Raw genomic sequence first — 24,381 nt, forward strand, 5'->3', positions numbered from 1 at the left:
TCTCCTCCCCCGAAACGGGCCGCGCAACAGGGAGCTACAAGAATGAAAATGACCCGCAGGTCCTGGGTGACAAGCCTTGTCGCCGGCACGATGCTGCTTGGGACCAGCCTGCTCGCCCCGGCTACGGCCCTTGCCCAGGAAAAGGCCCTGATCGTCCGTTTCTATGACGATCCTGCCGGCTTCGATCCGGCCAACATCTTCCGTATCGAAAATGAAAACATCGCTTTCAACATCTTCAGCGGACTGACGACCTATGATGGCGTCACCGGCGAGCTCATTCCCGACCTCGCGGAGTCCTGGGAGACGGACGACAACATCACCTGGACCTTCCACCTGCGCAAAGGCGTACAGTGGCAGCAAGGCTACGGCGAGTTCACCGCCGAAGACGTCATCTACAGCTTCAACCGCATCCTCGATCCGGCGACCGCCTCGCCCTATGCCTCGGAACTGTCGGGCATCGAGAGCATGGAAGCGCCCGATCCCCATACCCTCGTGATCACGCTCAGTGCCGCCAACGGCAATTTCCTGCATACGGTCGCCAATTACCACCAGGGCCAGATCGTCAAGCGGGAAGCCATCGAGGCGGCGGGCGACCAGGTGCGCTGGAAGCCCGTGGGCACCGGCCCCTATTATCTCGAGTCCATCGACGTGAATTCGCAGATCGTGCTGAAGCGGCACGAGGATTACTACAAGGGCCCTGCCCCCATAGAGACGCTGGACTTCCAGATCATCAAGGACGATGCCACCGCCGCCATCGCGCTGCGTAACGGCGAGATCGACCTGCTGATGCGCCAGGGCCGCGAAGAGCAGCTGCAGACGCTGGAGGCCGAAGGCTTCAAGATGAACACGGTCGGCAATTATGCCGTATCGCTCAAGGTGCTCAACCTGGAAGACCCTATCCTCCAGGACGTACGGGTACGCCAGGCCATCGCCCATGCCATCGACTACCCGTCGATCACGGCCGCCATCGCGCCATCGCTCCAGGCGCCCGCCTATTCGATCCTGCTGCCTTGGATGGACGTCTTTTCCGAAGCGGCTCCAAGATATGAATACGATCCGGAGAAGGCCAGGGCCCTGCTGGCCGAAGCGGGCTACGCGGACGGCTTCACCCTCAAGGTGCTGGGAACCTCAGCCCAAGGGGTGAGCGAGCAGCAGCAGTTCGAGATCGACTATCTCAGCCAGGTCGGCATCAACATGGAACTCGAGCTGGTCGATACGCCCACCTACAACCAGCGCCGCAATGCCGGGGATTTCATGATGGCCGGACGCCTGCTGCCGGCGGTCAATCCGGACATGATCCTGTTCAGCTACCTGCACCCGGACAACCTGGCGCCCGGCGGCCTCAACGGGGCGCGCTACGATAACCCCGAGCTCACCAGCACGCTGGAGGCGGCACAAGCCGACGCGGATCCGCAAACCCGCATGGAGCTCTATGCCAAGGTGCAGGAGATCGCGATGACCGACCTGCCCTACATACCGGCCACCGCCAGCAATGTCTTCTGGCCCGGCAAGCAAAGCGTCACCGGCGTCAACATCAATTACCTGGCGCAGGTGAATTTCTGGGACGTGGACATAGAAGACTAGCCTGAAAGCGAGCGCCGGCCATGCTGACCTACAGCCTCAAACGCCTTGCCCAGCTTTTCGTGACCGTTCTGGGCGTCGTCACCCTCGTGTTCTTCACTATGAGGATGATCCCGGGGGATCCAATCTCGGCCATGGCCGGCGACAATCTGTCGGGTGCGGCGCTCGACCAGATGCGCACCCAGATGGGGCTCAACGAGTCCCTCCTGATGCAGTACCTGACTTATCTGGGCAGCCTGGCGGTGCTGGACTTCGGCAACACCGTCACCACCAAGCTGCCCATCATCCAGCTCATCCTCGACGCCCTGCCCGTGACGGTCTCGATCGCTGTCGGCACCATCATCCTCACGGTGCTGATCTCCATCCCTCTCGGCACACTGGCCGCCTACATGGCCCACAAGGGTCACAAGACGCTGGACAACGCCATCACGGGCGTCGCCATGGTGCTGGACCTGATGCCCTCGTTCTGGACATCGCTGGTGTGCCTGCTGATCTTCTCGCTGGCACTCGGCTGGTTTCCCGCGAGCGGCACGGTGACCATCGATGACCCGGTCCAGTTGATGCGCCGCATCGCCTTGCCCGTGCTGGTCCTGTCGATGGCCCAGATCGCCACCATGGCCCGTATCACGCGCACCTCCGTCCTCGAAGTGCTGAGCGAGGACTACGTGCGCACCGCACGGTCCATGGGGTGGTCGGAGCTGCGCGTCCTCTTCCGACACGCATTGAAGAACGCCGCGCTGCCCATCGTCACCGTCGTCGGCCTCAGCTTCGGAAACCTGCTGAACGGCACGGTCATCGTCGAGTTCATCTTCACCCTTCCGGGCATCGGGAACCTCCTGGTCGGAGGCATCAACAGCCGCGACTACCAGATGGTCCAGACACTCATCCTCTTCTACGCGCTGATCTTCGTAATCATCAATTTCGCGACGGACCTCGTCTATCGCGTCTTCGATCCGCGCGTGCAGTTCTAAGCCGAGGCTCCTGACATGACACAGGAAATGATCACCCTACCTGCCCGTCGTTGGTCGGATTTGGGTACGCTGCGCCAGAGCGGTCTCTGGCGCCTGCTGGGCAACAGCCGCATCCAGCTCGCGATCGCCATTCTCGGACCCATCCTGTTCCTCACCATATTCCGCTCGATGCTGCCGCTCCCGGGACCGCTGCAAACCAACCTGCAGGCGATGACCCAGCCGCCCTCCCTTGGACACCTGTTCGGCACGGATCGCATGGGGCGAGATATCCTCAGCCGCACGCTGGCGGGCGTGCAGATTTCGATGTTCGTCGGCTTCGCCGTGGCACTGCTGGCGCTGGTCGTCGGATTGGTGATGGGCACGCTGTCGGGCTTTTTCGGCGGCGTCATAGATCGTATCATGATGGCGATCACGGACATCTTCCTGGCCTTCCCGTCGCTGTTGCTGGCCATCGGGCTGGTCTCGGTCCTCGGCACCGGCATGATACCCGTGGTGTTGGCCATCTCGCTCTCGGACGTGCCGCGGTTCATCCGTCTGCAACGATCCATGGTGCTGAGCCTGCGCAACCGCGCCTATATCGATGCGGCGCGTACGGTCAAAGCCAGCCAGGTGTGGCTGATGACCCGCCACATCATTCCCAACACCATCGCGCCGCTGCTGGTGGCCGCCTCGATCGCCGCCGCCAACGCCATTCTGGTGGAGGCCGGTCTCAGCTTTCTGGGCCTCGGCATCATGCCGCCCGAGCCTTCGCTTGGAAACCTGATCCGCGACGGCCAATCCTATCTCGAGCAGGCCTGGTGGATTTCCACCCTTCCGGGCGTCGTGATCCTGATGATCGCCATCGGCCTGCACTTCCTGTCGGACGGCATCCGCCAGGTCCTCGATCCCCGTTCCCGCAAGTGACCGCCAGGAAACCGGAGCAGAAGCCATGAATTTCTTGCGCCCCATTCAAGCGCTGAACGCGTCACCTACCGGCCAGACATCCTTGCTGGAGGTCCGGGACCTGCACACGCATTTCCTCACCGACGGCGGCACGGTGAAAGCGGTCAATGGCGTATCCTTCGAAATAGAACGGGGCGAGCGTATCGCCATCGTGGGCGAATCCGGGTCCGGCAAGAGCGCGATGGCCATGTCGCTGCTGCGGCTCCTGGCATATCCCGGAAAAGTGGTCGCCGGGCAGATCAACCTGAACGGGCGCGATCTCAACCGGATGAGCGAGCGCCAGCTCAACCATATCCGCGGCCGCGAGGTCGGGACCATCTTCCAGGACCCCATGTCCTCGCTCGATCCGGTGATGAAGATCGCCGACCAGATGATTCCGCCCATCATGCGGCACCTGGACATGAACTCCGAGAAGGCCCGAGCCGAAGCCATAGGATGGCTCGACCGCGTCGGCATCCCCGATGCCGGCCGCCGGATCGATGCCTATCCCTTCGAGATGTCGGGCGGCATGCGCCAGCGCGTGATGATCGCCATGGCTTTGTCCGGCCGGCCCAAGCTGATGATTGCCGACGAGCCGACCACGGCGCTGGACGTCACCATCCAGGCGCAGATCGTCGAACTCCTCAAGGAGCTCACTTCGGAAACCGGCGCGGGGATGATCTTCATCACCCACGATCTGGGTCTGGTCGCCCGCTTCGCTCACAAGGTCGGAGTGATGTATGCGGGCAAGCTGGTCGAGTTCGGCCCGGTCAAGGACATATTCGCGCGACCGTGCCATCCCTATACGCAGAGCCTGCTCGACACGATTCCGCCCGTCGACCAAGCAGAGCGCCGCAAGCTGGCGCAGATTCCGGGCTTTCCGCCGGATATGAAACTGCCTCTGGTGGGATGCGCCTTCAAGGATCGCTGCGCAGCCGCGCATGAACGCTGCTTTGTCGAAGCACCCGATCTCACTCTCCGCGGCCCCGGCCATCGGGCGGCCTGCTGGAAGCCGGAGGGGTTGGGCGAGGCACGACGCAAGGATGCCGAACTGGTGCCGCCAATGACGCATTCCGAGGAGGACCGCGTGGTGGTGGAGGTGTTCAACCTGCACAAGCACTTCACCGGCCGCAGCGTGCTGCCCTGGAAAGTGCCGCCCACCGTTCGTGCCGTGAATGGCATCTCGCTCAATATCCGTGAAGGCGAGACGCTCGGCATCGTCGGCGAATCCGGCTGCGGCAAGAGCACGGTCGCGCGCCTTCTGCTCGGCCTCGACCCCGCCACCTCGGGCGACATCTATGTCGATGGCATGGCCCAGATGGTGTTCCAGGATCCCGCGTCCTCGTTCAATCCCAAGATGATGCTCGCCGACATCATCCAGGAGCCGCTGGTGGTCACGGGCTGGGGAAACAGGATGGAACGCGCGGCCCGCACGCGCGAGCTACTCGCCCAGGTCGGGCTCGATGAGAGCTACATGTCACGCTATCCGAACCAGCTTTCCGGCGGGCAGCGCCAGCGTATCGCCATTGCGCGCGCGCTGGCGCTGAAACCATCCGTAGTCGTCGCCGACGAGCCGACGTCGGCGCTCGATGTCTCGGTGCGCGCACAGATAATCAACCTGATGGTCGATCTCAAGCGCCAGCTGCGTGTGAGCTTCGTGTTCATCTCCCATGACCTGCTGACCGTCAGCTACATCTCCGACAAGATCGCGGTGATGTACCTGGGTGAAGTGGTGGAATACGGTGCGGCCGACGAGGTGTTCCGCAATCCGGCCCACCCCTATACCCAGGCGTTGATCGCTGCCGTTCCTGTGCCGGACCCCGTTGCCGAGGAGGCGCGGATGAAAAAGCCCTTGTCCGGAGAACTGCCCAGCCCCCTCGATCTGCCGTCCGGCTGTGCCTTTGCTTCGCGCTGCCCCAGAGCCACAGATCATTGCCGGGCCGAAAAGCCGCTTCTTCAGGCCTACTCCAAGTCCAGAGAGGCGGCCTGCCACTATGCAAACTAGTTCGTTCGCGCGTTTCGGAATTGCCGGCGGTGGCTTCTTCTTTGCCATCACCGGCATGGCGAACCCCTTCTTTACTCTCTATGCCGCCGAGATGGGCGCCTCGACGCTCGACATCGGCTTCATCGTGACCTTGCGGGCGCTGCTGCCCATCGTCATCGCCATGCCGGCCGGCCAGCTCATCGACAGCCTAGGTCCCATGAAGATGCTGCAATGGGGCTCGGTGCTGCTGCTGATCTCGCTGCTGAACACCGTCTTTGCGACGAGCGTGCCCATGCTGGGCGTTTCCCAGCTCTTCATGGGCGGGGCCATCATCATCATGGCCTCCTCGCTGCAGGTGCTGGTGTCGAACGGCGACCGGGAAACCCGCAACAAGGCCATCACCACCTACTCCATGTGGATGTCCGGCGGGGCCATGATCGGACCGCTGATCGGCGGGGTGATTTCCTCGTTCTTTTCCATACCCGCCGAAGGCTACCGGGCGACGTTCATCGCCTCGGCCATCGCCACGACCCTCTTCATGCTGGTGCTGGCATGGTTCAGCCGTCGCTACCCGCACCCGACACCTGAAAAGGGCGAAATCCGCTCCACCCTTTCGCTGAAGGGCTATGCCGCAAGCTACCGGCGCGGCATCGATCTCACGATCCATCGGCCGGTGCAGTTCGGCTTGGTCGGCACTTTCGTCATCATGTATATTCAGGCGCTCTACATGGGCTTCCTGCCGCTGTTTCTCGACCAGTACGGCTACTCCGCCTTCCAGATTGCCACGATCCTTTCCTGGCAGGGACTTGCCGGCATGATGAGCCGGCTGATCGTCAATGCCCTGATGCGGCGCTTCTCGCTGGAGCATATCCTGGCCGGCGCCGGGTTCCTCGCCTCGATCTGCGTGGTGCTGACCCCGGTCGTCGCGCCCAACATCTTTCTCACCTACGCCCTCATCTTCGTCCTCGGCGCCGCGACGGGCGTCAACCTGCCCGTCAGCATTATGATCATGGTGGATGCGGTGGGCGAGGATCAGCGCGGCAAGCTCATGGGGCTGCGTCTCCTGATCAACCGCTTTTCGCAGACGGTCAGCCCCGCCATCTTCGGCATTCTCGGCAGCTTCATAGGCCTCACAGCCGCTTTCTTTGCCGGCGGAGCCGTGCTGGTCGCCACCATGTTCGGCTTTTCGGCCTATGCCAGGCACATGGCGCGCGCCGGCACCACCACCCACTCTTCCACCTCGACCCCGCAACCCACCCCCTCACAGGAGGACTGACGTGACCGAACGCATCTGGGACAAATTCCTGACCGAACGCGATAAGACCGTACTGAGTGCGGGTGGCTTCGGTGCTCTGGCCGACTGGGGCAATCGCCCCGCCCTCATCGTCATCGACGTCAACTACGCCTTCTGCGACGAGGAGCCCAAGCCGATCCTCGAGAGCATCAAGAAGTGGCGCACCTCCTGCGGAGAGGATGCCTGGCAGGCCATGCCGGTGCTGCAGAAGCTCATCGGCATCTGCCGCGACAAGGGCATTCCGGTCATCTACACGACCGGCACGCGCCGTGCGGACAACTGGGACTCGGGCTCGTGGAGCTGGAAGTCCAAGCGGAGCAGCGAGGCGCCGGTACTCAAGTCCGATGGACGCGACGGCAACGAGATCGTCGACGAGATCGCGCCCGGCCCCCGCGACTTAGTGGTGCTAAAGCAAAAGCCCTCGGGCTTTGCCGGCACGCCGCTGGCGTCCTACCTGCAGTTGCTCGGTTGCGACAGCCTGATCGTTACCGGCACGACGACATCGGGGTGCGTGCGCGCCACCGTGCTCGATGCTTTCTCGCTCAATTTCCGCTGCACCGTGGTCGAGGACGGATGCTTTGACCGCACACAGGCCAGCCACGCCATCAACCTGTTCGACATGCACGCCAAATACGCCAATGTGCGGCCGAGCGATGAAGTCATCGACCATCTGAACATCCTGCCCCAGGGGATGTTCGACCTGCCATCCGGCCAGGGCATGAGCACTCGGGTCGCCGCCGAATAGGCGCCCCGGCCTCGCTGCCCTGGCGGGCCCTTTTATTGCCAAGAGAGCACTGGCGCAGCCGACAGGACTGCGCACGGGACGCTCGTATCAAAGGAGAATATCATGACCCCCGATCGCTTCGAGGACCATGTCTGGGCCGACGTAGTCCCCAAGGACCTCATCCAGATCTATGCCCCCTATCAGCGCGAGACTTTCGTCGGGCCCAAACCGGCGCTGATCCTCATCGACCTCTACAATCTCGCCTATCGCGGCGGGCCGGTGCCGCCCGTGACATTGCAGGACCAATTTCCCAGTTCCTGCGGCATTCATGCCCACAATGCCATCGAGCCGACCCAGCGGCTGATCGCCTCGGCCCGCGCCGCCGGTATCCCGGTCATTTACTGTACCTCGGATCAGCGCCCTTTTGCCGCTCCCAGGGGTGTCGGCGCAACCCGCCGCAAGAAGCCGAGCGCGGCGCAGCGCTTCCCGGACGATTTCGAGATCTGGGCGGACTTCGCGCCGCATGACGGTGACGTCGTCATCCGCAAGCAACGGGCCAGCATCTTCCAGGGCACGCCGCTGATCTCGCACCTCAACCTCCTGGGCGTGCAGAGCCTCATCGTCTGCGGCGAGAGCACCAGCGGCTGCGTGCGGGCGAGCTGCGTCGACGGCTATTCGAACGGGCTGCATGTCAGCCTCGTCGAGGAATGTACCTTCGACCGGCACGAACTGGTCCACAAGATGAACCTCTTCGACCTGCACCACAAATATGCCGACGTCATGCATATCGACGAAGTTGTTGCGCACCTCGATAGTGCGAGTGCCGAAAAGGTTGCGGCCGAATAGGCCGCCTCTATCCCTCCAGCAAGCGCCGCCACGTCCACGGCTACCGATCCGCGACAGATGACAGTCTCCGCCACCGACAAGACCGCGCCGGCCGCCGAACCCGAATTCAAGCCCGGCACGTTCGCCGCCCTCGGCTATCGCAACTACCGCCTGTTCTGGGCTGGCAATGCCATCTCCTTCGTCGGCGACTGGCTGGACCAGGTGGCGCTCAACTGGCTGGTGATTTCCACCACCAACGACCCGGTGATGCTGGGCCTCGTCAATCTCGGGCGCGGCCTGCCGATCATGCTCTTTGCCATGTTCGGCGGGGTCATCGCCGATCGGGTCGACCGACGCACGATGCTGATCTGCACGCAGTTCCTGGCGATGATGGTGGCGATTGGGCTTGCGATCACCGTCGCCTTCTTTAACGCCTCGATCTGGATGATCCTGATCCTCGCGACCTGCCGCGGCCTGATCGTCGCCTTCAATCTGCCGGCGCGGCATTCGCTCGTCTATCACCTGGTGCCACGCGAAGCGATGGCGAGCGCGGTGTCGCTCAATTCCATCACGCTCAACACTGCCAAGATCATCGGGCCGCTCGCCTCGGCGGCGATCATCTCGAGCCTCGGCATCACGGCCTGTTTCATCGCCAATGCGCTGAGCTTCACGGCCGTCATGATCATGCTCCTGCTGCTCGACCTTCCACGGCAGAAGGTCGAGCGCAAGGAGGAATCGTTCCTCGCGAGCCTTGTTGGTGGCTTTGCCTACATGCGGCGCGAACCGGTCCTGCTGATGCTGGTGCTGGTGGCGTTGGTGCCGACCTTCTTCTGCCAGCCTTACATCCAGTTTCTGGCGGTCTTTGCGGCGCAAGTCTTCGACACCGGCGCGACAGGACTGGGCTTCATGACGGCGCTGGCGGCGTTGGGCTCCATCTGCGGGGGACTTCTTGCCAGCCGCATGCAGCGCGACGCGCGGCGCGGCTCGACCATGCTGGCCTTTATGGCGGGCTTTGGCTTGTCGCTGATCCTCTTCTCAGCCGCTCCCAACATCTACTGGGCCATCCCGGTGCTGTTCGCGGCCGGTGCGATGCACATCGCGTACAACTCCTCCAACAACACCATCCTGCAACTGACCGTAGACGATGCCTATCGCGGGCGTGTCCTCTCCTGCTTGTTCATGACCCGTGGCATCATGCCTCTTGGTACGGCGAGCATGGCTCTCATCTCCGCCGCTGTCGGCCCACGCTTGGCCATGGGCATGATGAGCTCGGTCGTGGTGATCTTCGCAATCGTCCTGTGGCTCTGGATGCCGCGGCTGCGGATGCTCAAGGTCTAGAACCATAGATCGCGGCCGTCTTGCTTGGCGACGAGCCGCCGTCATGGGCCACTTGGGAAGAGCAGGCACCCCAGGAAGAGTCGCGAGTATAGGCGGCTGCGATCCTCAGCCTTAACTCTTGCGGTCTGGCTCTGACTCTCTGCTCTTTGCCTTATCCGACTGCTCGGTTTCCCCTTTTGCTCTTCCTTTGTCAAAACTAACCAGCAGCGGCTTAATGACCTCATCGGCCACATTGAGAAGAGCCATACGATCTTCCTTGCGCCAGCGAACACGCTTTACGAAGCCAATGAGTTCGGCAAGAAAACCGAGTGATCCGTTTTCACCTCCAGAGTGGCGGAAAGTCAAAGAGGCAATAGGCGCTTTGCTTTCCTTAAGGCAAATGCGGCACGTTTCGAGCAGGATCGGATCGTTTGCGGCGATCGAGACAGATGCCCATTCTTCGATTCGATCGCCGCCCCAATGCCGAAGCTCCAGGAATTCCCGTAGCTGCAGACACGTCCGCAGGGGTGGCCCCGACCCAAAAGGAACGAATGCCTCTATTGCCACCAAATCGCCTGTTTTTTTGGCCGCCTGAACGCGAAACCCATCCATCAATGTCGCTCGCCGACGATATCACTTACGTCTACTATATAGACCTGCCGTTCGCCTGTATGGGCAGAATCGATACTGACCTTCTTGCCGTCACGGCTCCATCGCGGATGAAGATCACAGCGAATTTCATTCTTGAGCGTTGGGGGCGAGAAAAACTTACCGATATCGATACGCCGGCCCGTCGCCATTTCGTAGAGAATCAGGATGCGGTTGCTGTCCCTGTCCGGATAGGTGTCGGTCAACATCCATTTGCGATCGGGTGAGAAAGAACAATGGCCATCCGATGAGAACACGTCATTCCCAAAAGGCGTGACCTTGTCCTCGTAGAGATCATAGAGAGCATATTCGTCCGACTGCGCACCCGGCGTGCGGGCGTAGGCGACGATGGTGCGCTCGTCGAGATAGCCGAAATGAGAGAAGTACGTGTTGTCGTGGACGAGTCTGATATCCGTGCCGTCGGGCGAGGACCTGTAGAACCTGTCGTTGAAGCGGACTTTGGGATCGAACTGGCAGCGGTTCAAAAAAACGAAATTGGTGCCTTCCGGGGAGATCGTCAGATGGTTGACCCAGTGCGGCCCCAGATGCATGCGCGGGATGGTGTGGGTCTCGAACAGCCGCTGCAGCGAAATAATGAGCTCGCTCTCGCCCGTCTTGAGATCGATGCGGTAGACGCCATCATCGTCGGGGTGCTCGGCCGGTAGCGTATTCTCCATGCCGTCGGGGTAGCCGTATCCGGGCCTTGTGTGATGCAGCCGGGCATAGTTCAGGCCCACGGCATAATCCGTCCCGACGGCGTAGAAGCTGCGAGACAGCTGCCGCTTTTCTCCGGTCGCGATATTGTGGATGACCGCGTAAAAACGGTCGTTCGCACGGACATTGTAGATGATCGTGCTTTCAGGCTCGGAGGGCAGCCATTGAAGCATCGTTCCCTGCTGCCAGCTCCAGGCCGTGGTTTCGGCAAGGGGTATCCAGCGGTTATCGTCCGCCATGTCGACCATGCCGATCACGGCGACGTCGTCGCGCGTAGGCTGTCGGTCTATGAATCCCGTCTCAAGCGCGAGATGATAGCGCCCTGACTTGTTGAAGGGGAACTTGTCATAGTAGCCGAAGAAGTGATGCCGGTCGGAGGTGATCGGCTTGGCCTCGAGCGGATGCTGCTCGATCTTGTCGAAGGTCATGGTGCGGGCCTGATATCGCTTTGACGGGTCGGAGCGGTGGCGATGGATATTGGAATGCGGTGCTCGATCCGGCTTGTGGAGTAGTATTCGGCCAGGGGCGGCGTGACGATGACGTCATAGTCGCCTTCGGGTAGGTTACGGGTGGGCGAGAGCGGGATCCTGTCCGTTTCGGGTGACAACATCACCTCGCGCTGGGCATAGGTCCGGCCGTTCGCATGGGTGAGCCGCAGAGTCACCTCGCATAGCTCATCTATCGGCGGATCGATAATGACCGTGATGGGTCCGCCCGGTTCCGCCGGCGCGAGGTCGAGCCGCGGCAGAATGCGTCGGAACTTTTCCAGTCTTTGGAGGGCTGCCTCTTTCATGCGCTCACCCGTTCGAGCGGCGCCGCCACGCCGGAAAGGCCGAGCGTCTCGGCATAATGGCAGCGCGCCTGGTGATCGGGGCCTACCTCGCGCAGGGCCGGCAATTCGGAGACGCAGCGCTGTCCGTCATTGAAGCGGCAGCGGGTGTGAAAAGGACATCCAGAAGGCCGCGCGAAAGGATCGGGTACGGTGCCGCGGATTGGTTCGAGCCGCTGTCCGGCGCTGCGCTGTCCCAGCCGTGGGATCGAATGCAGCAGGGCATGCGTATAGGGGTGCCTAGGCGCAAAGAAGATGTCATCGACAGGAGCCGACTCGACCACCTGCCCCATATACATCACCACCACATATTCGGTCATCTGCGCGACAACCCCCAGGTCGTGGGTGACGAACAGGATGGCCATGCCGAACTCGGCCTGCAGCCGGCGCATCAGCGCCAGGATCTGCGCCTGCGTGGTCACGTCGAGCGCCGTCGTCGGCTCGTCGGCGATCAAAAGACGTGGCTCGCAGGACAGGGCCATAGCGATCATTGCACGCTGGCGCATGCCGCCGGAGATCTCGTGCGGATATTGATCGATTATCTGGTCGGGCCGAGGCATGGCGACCTTGGCGAGAATTTCGATCGTCATTTCCCGTGCCTTTGCCGCCGGCACGCGCTTGTGTAGCTGGATCGCCTCCACGATCTGGTCGCCGATCGTATGGACCGGCGAGAGCGAACTCATGGGTTCTTGGAAGATCATGGCAATCTCCCCGCCGCGAATGTCGCGAATGGCCCGACCGTTGCTATCCATGGCCGTGAGGTCGGCCATCTCGCCATTCTTGCGGCGGAACCGGATGGTCCCCGCCGCAATCTTCCCGGGCTGGGGCACGATGCGCAGGATGGAGCGCAGCATCACCGACTTGCCGCAGCCGCTTTCCCCCACGACGCCAACGGCCTGGCCCTCGCGAATCTTGAGACTTGCCCCCTCCACCGCTTTCACCACCCCTTGCGGCGTGTGGTAATGGGTCTTGAGCTCGTCGATCTCGAGCAGGATGTGCCGGTCGTGGTTCACAGATCCGCCTCCGCCAGTTCTGCGACGCCGTCCAGTTTCAATTCCCCGGCGCGGTGGCAGCGCACGAAACGGCCGGGCGAATATTCGCGCAATTCCGGCTCCTCGGTGCGGCAGCGTTCGACGCAATAGCCGCAGCGTGGGTGGAAATGGCACCCGGGCGGCAGATTGGCCGCGTTGGCGAGATCGCCTTCGAGCAGGCGCGGCGCGCGGGCGGCCCGGGGATTGGCCGGCGGAACCGCCGACATGAGGGCCTCGGTATAAGGGTGGAGCGGCCGGGCGAAGAGATCGCTCGTTTCGGCCAGCTCCACCACCTGCCCGACATACATCACCGCCACCCGGTCGCAGAGATATTCGACCACGCCCAGGTCATGGGCGATGAACAGGTAAGTCAGGTTCTTTTCCGCTTGCAGGTCTTGCAGCAGGTTAAGGATCTGCGCCTGAACCGAAACGTCCAGCGCCGAAACCGGCTCGTCGCAGACGATGACGCGGGGATTGAGGGCCAGGGCCCTGGCGATGCCGATGCGCTGGCGCTGCCCGCCTGAGAAGGCATGCGGATAGCGTACCATATACTCGGCTCGGAGGCCGACCCGCTCGAGCAGATCACCCACCCGATGCTTGACCTCCTCGCCCCTGGCCAGCCCGTTGACCACCATCGGCTCGCCGATGATGTCGAGTAGGGTCATACGCGGGTTGAGCGAGGAAATCGGGTCCTGGAAGATCATCTGAACGTCCTGCCGATACGGCCGCAGGTCGCGCGGCTTGAGGCTGGCCAAGTCGACCGCGCCACCTTCCTTGGGCGCATAGACGACTTCGCCGCCCGTGGGGTCGAGGGCGCGGGCGATGCAGCGGCCCAGCGTGGTCTTACCGCAGCCGCTCTCACCGACGAGGCCAAACGTTTCGCCTTCATAGATGGTGAAGGTGACCCCATCGACGGCGCGTATGGTTTTGCTCACCGCTCCGGACCAGGTCTTCTTGCCGCCGAAATGCTTCTTGAGATCGCGGACGGAGAGGATGGGTTCGGCCTGGACGCTTATGGAACTCATTACGGCCTCCTAGCGGGAGAAGGGGTCGGCGGCGTCGCGTGCACCGTCACCCACGAAGTTGAAAGCCAACACGACCGAGACAACGCATACGGCCGGCCCGATCCAGAGCCAGGGATAGAACTGGATGATCTGCACCTTCTGCGACTCCTGCAGCAGCACGCCCCAGCTGACCGTCGGCGCCTTTAGTCCGACGCCGAGAAAACTCAGCGCTGTCTCACCGATGATGATGCCGGGTATGGCCAAGGTCAGCGTCACGATGACGTAACTCATCAGATTCGGCACCAGATGCTTAGCGATGATACGTGTCCGGCTGGCGCCATAGACGCGCGCCGCGGTGACGAAGTCCTGCTCTCGCAAAGCCAGGAACCGGCCGCGCGCCACACGCGCCGTGCTGGTCCAGGAGATCAGCGACAGTACCACGAGGATGGCGAAATACTGGTAGAGAGGCGGCCAGTCGCGGGGTACGGCAGCGGCAAGACCGAGCCAGAGCGGAATAGTCGGGATGGCGATGATCGCCTCGATGACGCGCTGGATGAAATTGTCGATCCAACCGCCATAGAGGCCGGAAATACCGCCTATGACCAGACCAAGCACCAGGCTCACCAACACCGAGATGATCCCGACCGACAGCGAAATCTGCGCGCCATAGACGAGGCGGGTGAACATGTCGCGACCGAAGTGATCTGTGCCGGCCAGGTGGAAATAACCACCTTCCGCCACCCCAAAGAGGCGTACATCCGCGTCGATCACCCCGAAAAGCTTGTAGGGCTCGCCTCTGACGAAAAGTCCGACCGGAAACTTCTCCTCTGGATTGACGGTATAGACCGGACTCAGCGTCTCCAGGTCACGCGTCATCTTCCAGCCGTAGACGAAGGGCTGGAGGTGGAACTGCCCGATCTCGTCGAAGAAATGGATGCCCTGTGGCGGCGCATAGAGATTGCGCGACCGCGTGGCGGGATCGTAAGGCGCGACGAACCCGGCAAAGATCGTAGCGAGATAGGCCAGGATCAGGAAAATGGCGGACGCCACGGCGAGCTTGTGCTTTCGGAACTTCCACCACATCAGGCGACGTGGCGAGATGATCCGGGCGGTAACACCATCGGCGACGGCTGATGGTGCCGTTGCGGTCGTGGGGGCAGCTTCGACGGTCATAGCTTGATCCTCGGGTCGGCCCAGACCAGCAGCAGATCGGAAATGAACGTCCCAATTACTGTCAGAATGCTCAGCACGAAGATGATCGATGCGGCCAGGAACATGTCCTGCGAGCGGACGGCATTGAGCAACAGAGGCCCTGTCGTGGGGATATTGAGAACGGTAGCGGTAATCTCAGTGCCCGAGATCAGCGCCGGCAGCACGAAGCCGATGGTAGAGAGCACCGGCGAGACGGCGACGCGCACCGGATATTTCATGATCAGCCGCCATTCGCCGAGGCCCTTGGCCCGGGCGGTCTCGACATAGGCCTGGCTCAGTTCGTCGAGCAGCATGCCGCGCATGACGCGCATGGTCGCCGCAACCCCGGATGTGCCGATGATCAGTATGGCCAGCGACATGTTCTGCATCATGTTGAGCACCTTGCCGATCGACCAGGGTGCCAGCTCATATTCCGGAGAGAACAATCCTCCGACGCCGCCCCCGAAATAGCGATAGCCGATATAGATGGCGATGATGGCGATGAGGAAGTTGGGTACGGCCAGGAAAATGAAACCGGCAAAGGACAGCAGGTAATCCACCAGCGAATATTGGCGAACGGCGGAATAGATGCCGATGGGGATGGCGACCATGTAGACAAAGATCGCCGTGGGAATGGTGATGGCCAGAGTCAGGGGCAGCCGCTCGGCCAAAAGATCGAGCACCGTTCGCTGGTACTGGAAGGAGATGCCCATATTGCCCTGGAGCAGATTGGTCAGCCAGCGCCAGTATTGAACCACGAGGTTTTCATCGAGCCCGAACTGGGCGCGCAGCGCCACGATGGCGTCCTGGGTGACGATATTGCCCCCCGAAAGCGTCGCCAGATAGGAATTGACGAAGTCGCCCGGCGGCAACTGGATCACGACGAACGCGATCACGCTGATGACGAACACGGTGACCAGCATCTGGCCCGAGCGGCGGATGGCATAGTTCATCATCGGGACACCTCACCAAATAGGTTCAGGCGAGGACGGCGGGAGGGAGCAGTCCTCGCCCTTGCGAGCCTCATCAACTGCGTTCGCCCGACCAGGCGCCGCCTTCGAAATAGGTCTGCTCGATCTGGTAGTTGTAGTTGCCCAGCCAGGAGAAGCCCGTGAACCCTTCTTCGGGATAGTTGCGCAAGTTCGAGCCTAGGATCACTGGGATTGGCACCTGCCCGACATCCCCGATATTCCAGAGATTCTCCGCGTTGATCCGCAGGATCTCGTTGCCGATCTCGAGCCGCCTTGCCTCATCGACGGTGATCTGCATCTCGTCGAACAGTTCCTGCACCAGCTTGGCATCACCTTGGGGCTCTTCGCCCTGCTGACCGCCGGAGGCATAGAACTGTGCCCAGGCCATGCCCCAAACATTCCAGCCGGTCGCTAGATAGGGAACGTGCCATTCGGGCGAATGCGGGAACATGGCGTCCGAACACTTGTCGCCGATCCAAATGCCCACTTCCGTGTCGTTGTTGTCGATCAGCGCACGCACTTGCTCGCGGGCAATGGAGCGGACGTTGAAGGTGATGCCCACCTCACGCATGAACTCTATGATGAGTTCGGCCACCGCCAGACTTCCCGGATCGTCCACGGGAATGTCCATGTTGAGTACCAGCGGCCGCCCGTCCGAGCGCTGGCGAATGCCTTGCCCGTCTCGGTTCGTCAGCCCGATTTCATCCAGCAGGGCATTGGCCCCATCGGGATCGTATTCGGTGTCTTTAGTGGCCCACTCCTCATTGCGCCACTTCGAGCCCGGAATCATCTGCAATTGCGAAGGCACCGCGAAACCGAGATAGACCGTGTCGGCGATCTGCTGGCGGTCGAGGGCCAGCGAGAAGGCGCGCTTGAACCGGACGTCGTTATAGAGCTCGCGCAGCACCGGATCCTTGACGGTGTGATTGAACATGATCGTGTGCTCGGCCGCACGGTCGGTTTGCCACAGCTTGACGCTGTAATTGCCCCGTTCCTGGCCTTCACGATAAAGTGGCAGATTGGTGAAGGTAGTGTCTGTATTGACCCAGTTCATCTCGCCCGCGGCGATCGCGGCGTCGCGCACTTCCCCGCTTTCGTAGTTGGTGAGCACTATGTCATCGACGTAGGGCAATTGCTGCCCCTCTGGATCGACCTTCCAGTAATAGGGGTTGCGGTCGGCCACCAGCACGTTGAGCTGCATCGGCCGGCTGAGCTTGAACGGCAGGAGCGTGGGCATGGCCGGATTGTCGAATGGCATGAGCCATTGAACATTTGACCGGTTATTGAAAAGCTCGGCCCAGGTCGAGAAGCCCGCTTCTGCCACCCGGCCGTTCAGCGCCGCCTCGTCGGCGAAATCGGCATGGAACTGTTCGAGGTAGTGTCGCGGCAGGTAGCGCGGAATGCTGCCACCCGGACCATGCGCCAAAAGCGCCGGCAGGTTGGCGTGAGGTGCAACGAAGGTCCACTGCACGGTATGATCGTCCACCATCTCGAAGGTGGGGACTTCGCCCTGGACCATGAACTGCGCCATCGGAGCCGGACTTAGCTCCGCATTGAGGTTCACATGGTTCCACCAGAAATCGAACCCGGACGCATCGAAGGAAGCCCCGTCCGACCATTTGATGCCGCGGCGCAAATGCAGCACGAAGGTCTTGCCGTCATTGGTGTATTCCCAGCTTTCCGCCAGGTTCGGCTCGACCGACTGGCCGTCGCGGCTGATGCGCAGGATCGGTTCCGGCCCCCAGGCCGACCGCGCCTGGAAGCCCCGGTTCTGGATGATCCCCGTACGCAGATGCCCGCCATAGGTCCCGACCGATTCCAGCGGCTCGACCACGACCGGCGCTTCGGGCAGCCGCTCATCGACCGACGGCAGCGTGCCGGATGCCACCATTTCCGCCAGTTGCGGCGCTTCCTTGTACTGCGAGCCCTGCGCGAAGGCGCGACCGCCAAGGCCGCCGAGGGCGATGGACGAGGCGGCCAAGCCTCCAAGTTTGAGAAATTGGCGCCGTGTGGGCGCAAAAGTCCTGATCATGAATTCCTCCCGTTTGGGCGCCTGCATTTCCCAATCTGCAGGCCCCACTCACTCCTCTGCGGCTGATGTCCTCTCTTTGCACGGGACATTCATCCAAGATTAACCTAGCTCCCCGGCCAGTCTGCGTCGTTCGACATTCTGGCCGGAGAATTTTATACAGACCGTCAGCCGGGCCCGGAGCCGAGCTATCCCGCGGCACGGAGCGAGCCTTCGCCGCCGTACCAATGCTGGGGAATAATGTCGCGTTCTGCATCGAGCAGATCTTCGATCAGCGCTTCGGTGTCGCCGATGGAATTGGTCAGTGGATCGACGAGGAGCGCCCGGCGCAGCAGAGCGCGGTCGCCCTTGGCCACCGCTTCCGCGGTCAGTTCGTGGGTATCCAGCACAATTTCCTGCATGGCCCTGAGGCCCCGCGGCATCTCCCCGACCGGGCGCGGGCGCGGACCGTTCATGTCCACGTCGCAGAGCAGCTCGAGATAGGCGTCGTCGGCCATGTTGCTCACTGCCCCGTCATTGCGGGTATTGATATAGAAGGGTTTCCCCAGTCCGCCGACCATGTTCTCGATGATATCGGTGGCGTGATCCGGGCCGAAGGTCTTCATGTAGTCGCCTATCGGCGTCTCGCCGGAGAGGAAACGGTCGATCTGTTCCCACATCTCACGGTGTCGGGCATAGCGAGCCTCGGTCTCCCACAGCGACAGCTCGGGTATGGCTTCCTCTGTGACGCCGTGCCCTTGCCAGAACCGCACATATTCCTTGGTGTGGGCGACACAGGCGGGCACCTTCTCGAACATCTGATAGAGTTGGTAGCCGATGGCGTCGTTGTGGACCGCCTTGGCGCCCTTGTCGCCCCCGTCAGTCTCGGTGGCCGCGCGCCGCCCGATGGCTTCGCCGATAGCGTCCATCATGTCCTGCCCGTCATATTCGGCCTTGAGCACCCAAGTGAAGTGATTGACCCCGGCAATGCGCAGATCAAACCTGGCATCTTGCTCCGCCGTCAGTTTTTCGCCCGGCCCGACAACGCCGGCCCGCTCCGCATATAGCCGCTTCACATGCGGCATATGCAGGCTGTCGCAGAGCCCGAAGCTCTTGATCTGTGGGGCGAAGCGCTTGAGCGCCATGCCGTTGACGGCCGAAGGATTGATGTAGTTGATGACCCAGGCATCGGGACACAATTCCTCGACATCCCGCGCGCAGTCCAGGATATGGGGCAGCTCGCGCATGGCGCGGAACACCCCGCCCGGCCCGATCGTGTCGCCCGAGCACATGCGGATGCCGTATTTTTCCGAGATCACCGTGTCGAGGCCCCGATAGCGCACCGTGTCCTTGGCAAAGCTCAGAACCACGAAGTCCGAACCGGGAAGTACGGCACGTCGGTCGGTGCTGGCCTCGATGCGAAGCGGCACGCCTTCATGCCCCACCACTTTGTTAGCCAGCCGCTCCAGCTTGTCGAGCCGGGCGAGGTCGGTATCGACCAACGCCAGCGTACCGCCATTCAGGTGCGGTGAATGCACCATCTGCCAGATGGCCTGGCGCCCGAAAAACAGGCTGCCTGCACCAATGACGGTTACCTTGGGGCCATTCGCGGCCATGTCGTCCTCCTCGGTCAGTTTCCGTGCCGCCGCCTCTCTGCGTTGACAACGGCGCCGTTTGTTCAATGACTAGACGGCATCCGTCGGTCCTGTCTTTCGATTTTGGAGCCTGAGAAAATTGAACAGTGAAACGTTCGAGATGTATCGGAGACCCACTTCGCTGGTTTTGCCCGAGCTGGTGAGCCTAGGCATGTTCATTACCTCGGAATCGCGGCTGGGGGGCGAGCGGCGGGATGGGACGACCGGGCTCGAAATCGGCTTCCTCGAGCACGGAATCGTCGAATGGTGGAACGGAGAGGAGTTGGAGGAGGCCGAGCCTCCCTCGGTCCTGATTGATCCGCCCGGCGATTGGCAGGGCGGGGCCAGTGCCATCGTCCACCCTTGCACCCGCTACTGGCTCCGCTTCGAATTTCCCGACCAAGGGGAATTGCCGGGAGTCTCGCGCTCCACCACTCTGGCGTTGCGCCACTCGTTCGATTCGATCGACCGGCACTTCTTTCCCGGCGATCCATCATTGGCAAAGCTGTTCGTCCAGCTCCTGGATCAGCAGCGTCAGCCTGGCATTTTTGCCGAGGAACTGAGCCGAGCTCTGTTCCATCAGATTCTGGTGATGGTACTGCGCAACTTCGAAATGGTCGCCAACGAGGTGAGCTCGCCGCAAATCGCCGCGGCCAAGGCCTATCTTGCCGACAATTATCGGATGAAGGTACATATCCAGGATGTAGCAGCGCTCGCCGGCTACAGCGTTGGCCACTTCCACGAAGTGTTCCTGCGTGAAGTGGGGCTTTCTCCTCTGCAGTTCCAGTTGAAGCAGCGCATTTCCCAGGCGAAGCGGGCACTGATCTCGACCGACAGTCACATCACCGACATTGCCCTCGATCTTGGCTTTTCCTCCAGCCAGTACTTCTCGACCGCGTTCCGCAAAGTGGTGGGCCTCACCCCAGCTGCCTACCGTCAGATCCGCACTACGCGGAGAGCTTAGGGCCTGTGAACTTGCTTGAGGACCGCTTCTTGTCGATACACCCTAGCACCTGGGTGCTAACGCCAGCGATCGGTACGCTAAGCCGTGCCGGCGCATCGGCAAAAGCCCTCAAACGGATGCACTCTGGCACTGGCGCCGAGAATAAGATCTTTGCGTCAATCTGGGGGTCCGAGCTTCCGATCGGCCTCTCTAAACTGATCCTGAAGCCAAGGATTGGCGACTAGTGTATCGCCAAATGTAACCAGTTCTTCATAAAGCGAGCTGCGCATCTGAGCGAGGCGCGTTCGGTTTTCCGGAGCTCCAGAGACATTGTGCAGCTCAGCCGGGTCAATCTCCAGATCATAGAGTTCGTCCACATCGGTGGCGTTCCAGACATACTTCCACCGCCGGTCGCGTAGCATGCGTTGGCTGTAAAGCCCAAATTGCTGCCCGTTGTAGGTCGAAACGACATGGGGGCGAGTCTCGAAGCCCTTGCATCCATAGACCACCTGGGTGAGATCGATGCCGTGTAGACCCGGGGGTGGCTGGAGGCCGGCCATCGACATGATGGTAGGTGCCAAGTCGAGCATGTTGTAGACAAAGGCATCTGTGGACACCCTTTCAACCTGACCGGGCAAGCGTATTGCCAGGGGTACGCGAACTACGTCGTCATAGAGGACGTAGTGCTTGTCCAGCATGCGATGGGCGCCGCACATGTCGCCGTGATCGGAAGTGAAGATGACGACCGTCTCATCGGCGGCGCCTATGCTATCGAGCGCACGCAGGAGCCGCCCGAACGCATCGTCAACTTGGGCAATGATGTTGTAGTAACGGGCAACGATGGGCGCCCAGTCGTCCCAGTCGTAGTCTTCCAGCCTCCAGTTGAGCAACTGCTGGCGCTGGATATAGGGCTTGTTCCGGAAGGTTTCGCCGAATGAGTCCCATCGGGGAACGTCGCGAGGACCGTAGAGGCTGGCAAAAGGCTCCGCGGGCCGGCATGGCAGGTGAGGCTCGGGAAGATCGAGGCGAAGGAGCCACGGGGCACCGCCCCTGCTCAAAGCCGCCATCCGATCGATCGCGCGCTCGGTCAGCCAATGCGTTCGGGCATCTTCGAGCGGGAGCGGATCGTCCTCGCCCAGATAGTCTGGCCGATAGTGGACGTCTGGATGTTTTCTGATGCGGAAGGCTTCATAGTCATCCACCGATATATAAGTGTCGAAACCGAAGTCCTGCGGTCCGTGGCGGTCGCTGACGTGCCATTTGCCGACATATCCGGTTGAATAACCGGACTCGGAAAGGGCTCGACTCCATGTCCAATGATCTGGTCCGAGCGACGGGATTCTTGGTCCCAGATCGTAGTTCCAGAGCGTTCCCAAAGCCTCGGCGCGCTTTCCTGTCAAAAAGGACTGGCGCGCGGGGCAGCAGGTCGGGATCGGCGTGTAGCTTTGCGAAAACCACACGCTCTGAGCCGCAAACCTGTCGAGATTCGGCGTGCTTACGGGATAGCGGTTGGAAAAGCCGATGCAGTCGTATCGGAGCTGGTCAACGACAACCAGCAGCACATTTGGTCGGGCCATGGATCTTCCGGAAAATGGGAAGTGGGCGGCTGGCTGCAGCCACCCTTCTCCGTCAGTCGCGCAGGCGGTCAACTGCGCGGCTGACATTGGCGATCTCTGCTTCAATGTCCCCACCGCGGACGACCGACTGAATGGCGAGCGCGAATGCCTCGAGCATGGCAGTGGCTTGCAAATCCCGGATCGGCAGCGGATTCGCGTTCGCCAGCGTCTCGGCGAATGCCTGTATATAGGGGTCCTCCCCCATGCTCCCGGCCGACAGCAGATCCCCCCTGGGGGTGGTGAGCTGATCGGAGGTTTCGTAGAAGAATTCGACGGCTTCCGGGTCGCTGACGATGAACTCCATGAACGCGGCCGCGGCAGGGTTGTCGGCGCTCGCCTTGGTCAGCACCAGCATGTTGGAGTTGTCGAGGTTTCTTGGTGACGAGCCATCGGCCGAGGGCATATTTGCAACCCACACGTCGGCATCGGCTCCCATAGTAAGGGCTCCGCCAGACACGTTCTCGACAATGCCGCCGACCCATGGACCTTCGAAGATGAACCCCGCTCGGCCCTGGGCGAACACGTTGCGCGATTGCTGGATATCGAAGAATTCCGGCGCACAACCCCTGTTGATAATATCGCGATACCATTCAAGCAGTGCTCTGGTCTCGGCCGTGTCGAAATTGATGTCGCCGTCGGCAGCGATGACGTCTCCGCCCTGCGCCCAGATGAGCGGCAGTGCCCATAGGCCAGTCACCGGCTGCTGCGCCGAGCGCAGGGCGACACCGTAAACCTGCCCGCCATTGCGTTCACCCAGCCCGCAAATGGCATCGACCGCTTGCGTAAATTCGTCCCACGTCCGAGGCGGCTGATCGGGATCGAGCCCAGCCTCCTGAAGCAACGTGCGATTGTAGACCATGACGATCGGGCCCGGAATCCAAGGCAGCCCGACCAGATCGCCGTTGAATGTCATGGCGTCGAGATAGCTCTGTGGAATGTTCGACAACGTTTCCTCGGAGATCTTGCCGCCAAGGCCGGTCAGAGCGCCCATGCCGTTGAGCTGGGAAACCCAGCCCGGATTCACCTGGATGATATCGGGTGCATTGCCGCCGTTGATGGCCACGACGGCCTGGCTGAGGGTCTGTTCATTGGGGGTACCGATATAATTGATCGTCATTCCGGGATTTTGTTCCTCGAAGGAGGCGACGATGTTCTCCCATCCTTCCTGCTGGAACTCGAACAGTCCAACCCACCCCATGAAATCGACTTCCTGGGCCGCGGCACCTCCTCCCGATAGCGCCAGCGCACAGGTCGCGACGAATGATATAGTCTTCGGTGTATGCATGCTCTCCTCCATTAGGCATGGCTAACCCTTGACGGCGCCGACAGTGACGCCTTCGACGAAATGCTTCTGAAATGCCAGGAACAGGACCAGAATGGGCACGGTGGCCGTGGTTGCGACGGCCATCATCTGTGGCCATTGGTACTGGAATTCCTGCAGGAACAACAATGCGATACCGGCAGGTAAAGGTCGCATCGAACTCGAGGTGGTGAAGGTCAGCCCGAAGATGAACTCGTTCCAGGACGTCACGAAGACATATATGGCCGCGGCCGTGAAACCGGGCCGCATGATCGGAATGACAATCGACCAGATGATCCGGAAAAGGCTCGCGCCCTCGACATAAGCCGCCTCCTCCACCTCCACCGGCAGACTATCGACGAAACCCTTCAGCAGCCAGATAACCACAGGCAGAGTAAGGACGACATGACCGATGATGACGGCGAAATAGGTGTCGATGAGACCCAGGCGAGACAGCGTGAGATAGAGCGTGATCATCAAGAGGGGCAACGGGAACGCCAGAGAACAGAGAAAGAACACCATCAGCATGTTTGAGGACCAATGACGCAGCCTTGCGACGACATAGGCTGTGCAGGCTCCGATCAGGGTGGACGTGAATGCCGTGGCAGCCGCGATCACCACGCTGTTGAAGAAAAACCGCAGCATGATTGGCGAAAATGCGTAGGCGAACGGCTCAAGGGTCGGTTCTCGCGGAATCCAGGTGGGCGGAACCGAAAAGACCTCCCCCCTGCTCTTGAAGGCCGTCGCAAGGAGCCATGCCAGGGGAAACTGCAGCACGATCAGGCTGCCCGCCATGACGACATAACCCGCGACCTGAGCCGAACGGCGGCGCAGATCGAACATTTCGACACTTGGAGCAATGGTCATCGTCGAGC

The 24,381-nt window shown here is 61.5% G+C and carries 21 protein-coding genes; 9 read left to right on the plus strand and 12 right to left on the minus strand.

The window, feature by feature from the left end:
* Positions 1-42 precede the first annotated feature (42 nt).
* The 8 genes from VE25_RS13365 (at position 43) to VE25_RS13400 (ending at position 9,638) form a co-directional block, all read left to right on the plus strand.
* Positions 43-1,584 (plus strand): ABC transporter substrate-binding protein, encoded by a 1,542-nt coding sequence (locus tag VE25_RS13365; RefSeq protein WP_046109125.1) that lies wholly within the window; start codon positions 43-45, stop codon positions 1,582-1,584.
* A gap of 20 nt (positions 1,585-1,604) precedes the next feature.
* The gene (locus VE25_RS13370) at positions 1,605-2,552 is read left to right on the plus strand and encodes an ABC transporter permease (RefSeq protein WP_046109126.1); all 948 of its coding nucleotides are present in this window, start codon (positions 1,605-1,607) and stop codon (positions 2,550-2,552) included.
* A gap of 15 nt (positions 2,553-2,567) precedes the next feature.
* The gene (locus VE25_RS13375; protein WP_083988930.1) at positions 2,568-3,455 is read left to right on the plus strand and encodes an ABC transporter permease; all 888 of its coding nucleotides are present in this window, start codon (positions 2,568-2,570) and stop codon (positions 3,453-3,455) included.
* 25 nt (positions 3,456-3,480) lie between these two features.
* Positions 3,481-5,478 carry an ABC transporter ATP-binding protein gene (locus tag VE25_RS13380; RefSeq protein WP_046109128.1) on the plus strand — a complete coding sequence of 666 codons (1,998 nt, stop codon included), beginning with the start codon at positions 3,481-3,483 and terminating at the stop codon, positions 5,476-5,478.
* A complete protein-coding gene (locus tag VE25_RS13385) occupies positions 5,468-6,733 on the plus strand; it encodes an MFS transporter (protein WP_046109129.1) in 1,266 nt (421 codons plus the stop codon). Before VE25_RS13380 ends, VE25_RS13385 begins: the two co-directional genes overlap by 11 nt.
* Before the next feature lies 1 nt (position 6,734).
* Positions 6,735-7,496, plus strand: a complete 762-nt coding sequence (locus VE25_RS13390) for a cysteine hydrolase family protein (RefSeq protein WP_046109130.1) — start codon at positions 6,735-6,737, stop codon at positions 7,494-7,496.
* 102 nt (positions 7,497-7,598) lie between these two features.
* A complete protein-coding gene (locus VE25_RS13395) occupies positions 7,599-8,321 on the plus strand; it encodes an isochorismatase family protein (protein ID WP_052731956.1) in 723 nt (240 codons plus the stop codon).
* A gap of 57 nt (positions 8,322-8,378) precedes the next feature.
* Positions 8,379-9,638, plus strand: a complete 1,260-nt coding sequence (locus VE25_RS13400; RefSeq protein WP_046109131.1) for an MFS transporter — start codon at positions 8,379-8,381, stop codon at positions 9,636-9,638.
* 111 nt (positions 9,639-9,749) lie between these two features.
* Here the strand turns inward: VE25_RS13400 and VE25_RS22755 are convergent, their stop codons facing one another.
* From VE25_RS22755 to VE25_RS13440, 9 genes are all read right to left on the minus strand, one after another.
* On the minus strand, positions 9,750-10,229 hold the full coding sequence (locus tag VE25_RS22755) for a hypothetical protein (RefSeq protein ID WP_152664620.1): 480 nt from the start codon (positions 10,227-10,229) through the stop codon (positions 9,750-9,752).
* A complete protein-coding gene (locus VE25_RS13405) occupies positions 10,229-11,407 on the minus strand; it encodes a hypothetical protein (protein WP_046109132.1) in 1,179 nt (392 codons plus the stop codon). The genes VE25_RS22755 and VE25_RS13405 overlap by 1 nt, the downstream gene beginning before the upstream one ends.
* Positions 11,404-11,772, minus strand: coding sequence for a hypothetical protein (locus tag VE25_RS13410; protein WP_046109133.1), 369 nt, complete (start codon positions 11,770-11,772; stop codon positions 11,404-11,406). The genes VE25_RS13405 and VE25_RS13410 overlap by 4 nt, the downstream gene beginning before the upstream one ends.
* Positions 11,769-12,821 carry an ABC transporter ATP-binding protein gene (locus tag VE25_RS13415; protein ID WP_201776090.1) on the minus strand — a complete coding sequence of 351 codons (1,053 nt, stop codon included), beginning with the start codon at positions 12,819-12,821 and terminating at the stop codon, positions 11,769-11,771. The genes VE25_RS13410 and VE25_RS13415 overlap by 4 nt, the downstream gene beginning before the upstream one ends.
* Complete coding sequence (locus tag VE25_RS13420; RefSeq protein WP_046109134.1) at positions 12,818-13,864, minus strand: ABC transporter ATP-binding protein; 1,047 nt, start codon at positions 13,862-13,864, stop codon at positions 12,818-12,820. Before VE25_RS13420 ends, VE25_RS13415 begins: the two co-directional genes overlap by 4 nt.
* Positions 13,865-13,873: 9 nt before the next feature.
* Positions 13,874-15,016 carry an ABC transporter permease gene (locus VE25_RS13425; RefSeq protein WP_083988932.1) on the minus strand — a complete coding sequence of 381 codons (1,143 nt, stop codon included), beginning with the start codon at positions 15,014-15,016 and terminating at the stop codon, positions 13,874-13,876.
* Positions 15,013-15,990, minus strand: a complete 978-nt coding sequence (locus VE25_RS13430; protein WP_046109136.1) for an ABC transporter permease — start codon at positions 15,988-15,990, stop codon at positions 15,013-15,015. The genes VE25_RS13425 and VE25_RS13430 overlap by 4 nt, the downstream gene beginning before the upstream one ends.
* 70 nt (positions 15,991-16,060) lie before the next feature.
* Positions 16,061-18,037 carry an ABC transporter substrate-binding protein gene (locus VE25_RS13435; protein WP_160299986.1) on the minus strand — a complete coding sequence of 659 codons (1,977 nt, stop codon included), beginning with the start codon at positions 18,035-18,037 and terminating at the stop codon, positions 16,061-16,063.
* Positions 18,038-18,222: 185 nt separating this feature from the next.
* Positions 18,223-19,629, minus strand: a complete 1,407-nt coding sequence (locus VE25_RS13440; RefSeq protein WP_046109138.1) for a family 4 glycosyl hydrolase — start codon at positions 19,627-19,629, stop codon at positions 18,223-18,225.
* 118 nt (positions 19,630-19,747) lie between these two features.
* Here VE25_RS13440 and VE25_RS13445 point away from each other — a divergent pair, with 118 nt between their 5' ends.
* Positions 19,748-20,611: a helix-turn-helix transcriptional regulator gene (locus VE25_RS13445; protein ID WP_152664621.1), complete on the plus strand. Its 864-nt coding sequence runs from the start codon at positions 19,748-19,750 to the stop codon at positions 20,609-20,611.
* A gap of 155 nt (positions 20,612-20,766) precedes the next feature.
* Here VE25_RS13445 and VE25_RS22390 read toward each other — a convergent pair whose 3' ends face one another.
* Genes VE25_RS22390 through VE25_RS13460 form a run of 3 tightly spaced genes read right to left on the minus strand, consistent with a single transcriptional unit; the run spans position 20,767 to position 24,373 of the window.
* Positions 20,767-22,254, minus strand: a complete 1,488-nt coding sequence (locus VE25_RS22390) for a sulfatase family protein (protein WP_083988933.1) — start codon at positions 22,252-22,254, stop codon at positions 20,767-20,769.
* On the minus strand, positions 22,220-23,491 hold the full coding sequence (locus VE25_RS13455; RefSeq protein ID WP_160299987.1) for an ABC transporter substrate-binding protein: 1,272 nt from the start codon (positions 23,489-23,491) through the stop codon (positions 22,220-22,222). The genes VE25_RS22390 and VE25_RS13455 overlap by 35 nt, the downstream gene beginning before the upstream one ends.
* Before the next feature lie 21 nt (positions 23,492-23,512).
* Entirely contained in the window at positions 23,513-24,373 is an 861-nt protein-coding gene (locus VE25_RS13460; RefSeq protein WP_046109141.1) for a carbohydrate ABC transporter permease, read from the minus strand.
* Positions 24,374-24,381 lie beyond the last annotated feature (8 nt).

The sequence above is a fragment of the Devosia geojensis genome, from assembly GCF_000969415.1.
Taxonomy (GTDB): Bacteria; Pseudomonadota; Alphaproteobacteria; order Rhizobiales; family Devosiaceae; genus Devosia; species Devosia geojensis.

Coding starts and splice junctions, on each gene's coding strand:
- VE25_RS13365 (WP_046109125.1), top strand. CDS start 43: ATGAAAATGACCCGCAGGTCCTGGGTGACAAGCCTTGTCGCCGGCACG.
- VE25_RS13370 (WP_046109126.1), top strand. CDS start 1,605: ATGCTGACCTACAGCCTCAAACGCCTTGCCCAGCTTTTCGTGACCGTT.
- VE25_RS13375 (WP_083988930.1), top strand. CDS start 2,568: ATGACACAGGAAATGATCACCCTACCTGCCCGTCGTTGGTCGGATTTG.
- VE25_RS13380 (WP_046109128.1), top strand. CDS start 3,481: ATGAATTTCTTGCGCCCCATTCAAGCGCTGAACGCGTCACCTACCGGC.
- VE25_RS13385 (WP_046109129.1), top strand. CDS start 5,468: ATGCAAACTAGTTCGTTCGCGCGTTTCGGAATTGCCGGCGGTGGCTTC.
- VE25_RS13395 (WP_052731956.1), top strand. CDS start 7,599: ATGACCCCCGATCGCTTCGAGGACCATGTCTGGGCCGACGTAGTCCCC.
- VE25_RS13400 (WP_046109131.1), top strand. CDS start 8,379: ATGACAGTCTCCGCCACCGACAAGACCGCGCCGGCCGCCGAACCCGAA.
- VE25_RS22755 (WP_152664620.1), bottom strand. CDS start 10,229: ATGGATGGGTTTCGCGTTCAGGCGGCCAAAAAAACAGGCGATTTGGTG.
- VE25_RS13405 (WP_046109132.1), bottom strand. CDS start 11,407: ATGACCTTCGACAAGATCGAGCAGCATCCGCTCGAGGCCAAGCCGATC.
- VE25_RS13410 (WP_046109133.1), bottom strand. CDS start 11,772: ATGAAAGAGGCAGCCCTCCAAAGACTGGAAAAGTTCCGACGCATTCTG.
- VE25_RS13420 (WP_046109134.1), bottom strand. CDS start 13,864: ATGAGTTCCATAAGCGTCCAGGCCGAACCCATCCTCTCCGTCCGCGAT.
- VE25_RS13425 (WP_083988932.1), bottom strand. CDS start 15,016: ATGACCGTCGAAGCTGCCCCCACGACCGCAACGGCACCATCAGCCGTC.
- VE25_RS13430 (WP_046109136.1), bottom strand. CDS start 15,990: ATGATGAACTATGCCATCCGCCGCTCGGGCCAGATGCTGGTCACCGTG.
- VE25_RS13435 (WP_160299986.1), bottom strand. CDS start 18,037: ATGATCAGGACTTTTGCGCCCACACGGCGCCAATTTCTCAAACTTGGA.
- VE25_RS13440 (WP_046109138.1), bottom strand. CDS start 19,629: ATGGCCGCGAATGGCCCCAAGGTAACCGTCATTGGTGCAGGCAGCCTG.
- VE25_RS22390 (WP_083988933.1), bottom strand. CDS start 22,254: ATGTCAGCCGCGCAGTTGACCGCCTGCGCGACTGACGGAGAAGGGTGG.
- VE25_RS13455 (WP_160299987.1), bottom strand. CDS start 23,491: ATGCATACACCGAAGACTATATCATTCGTCGCGACCTGTGCGCTGGCG.
- VE25_RS13460 (WP_046109141.1), bottom strand. CDS start 24,373: ATGACCATTGCTCCAAGTGTCGAAATGTTCGATCTGCGCCGCCGTTCG.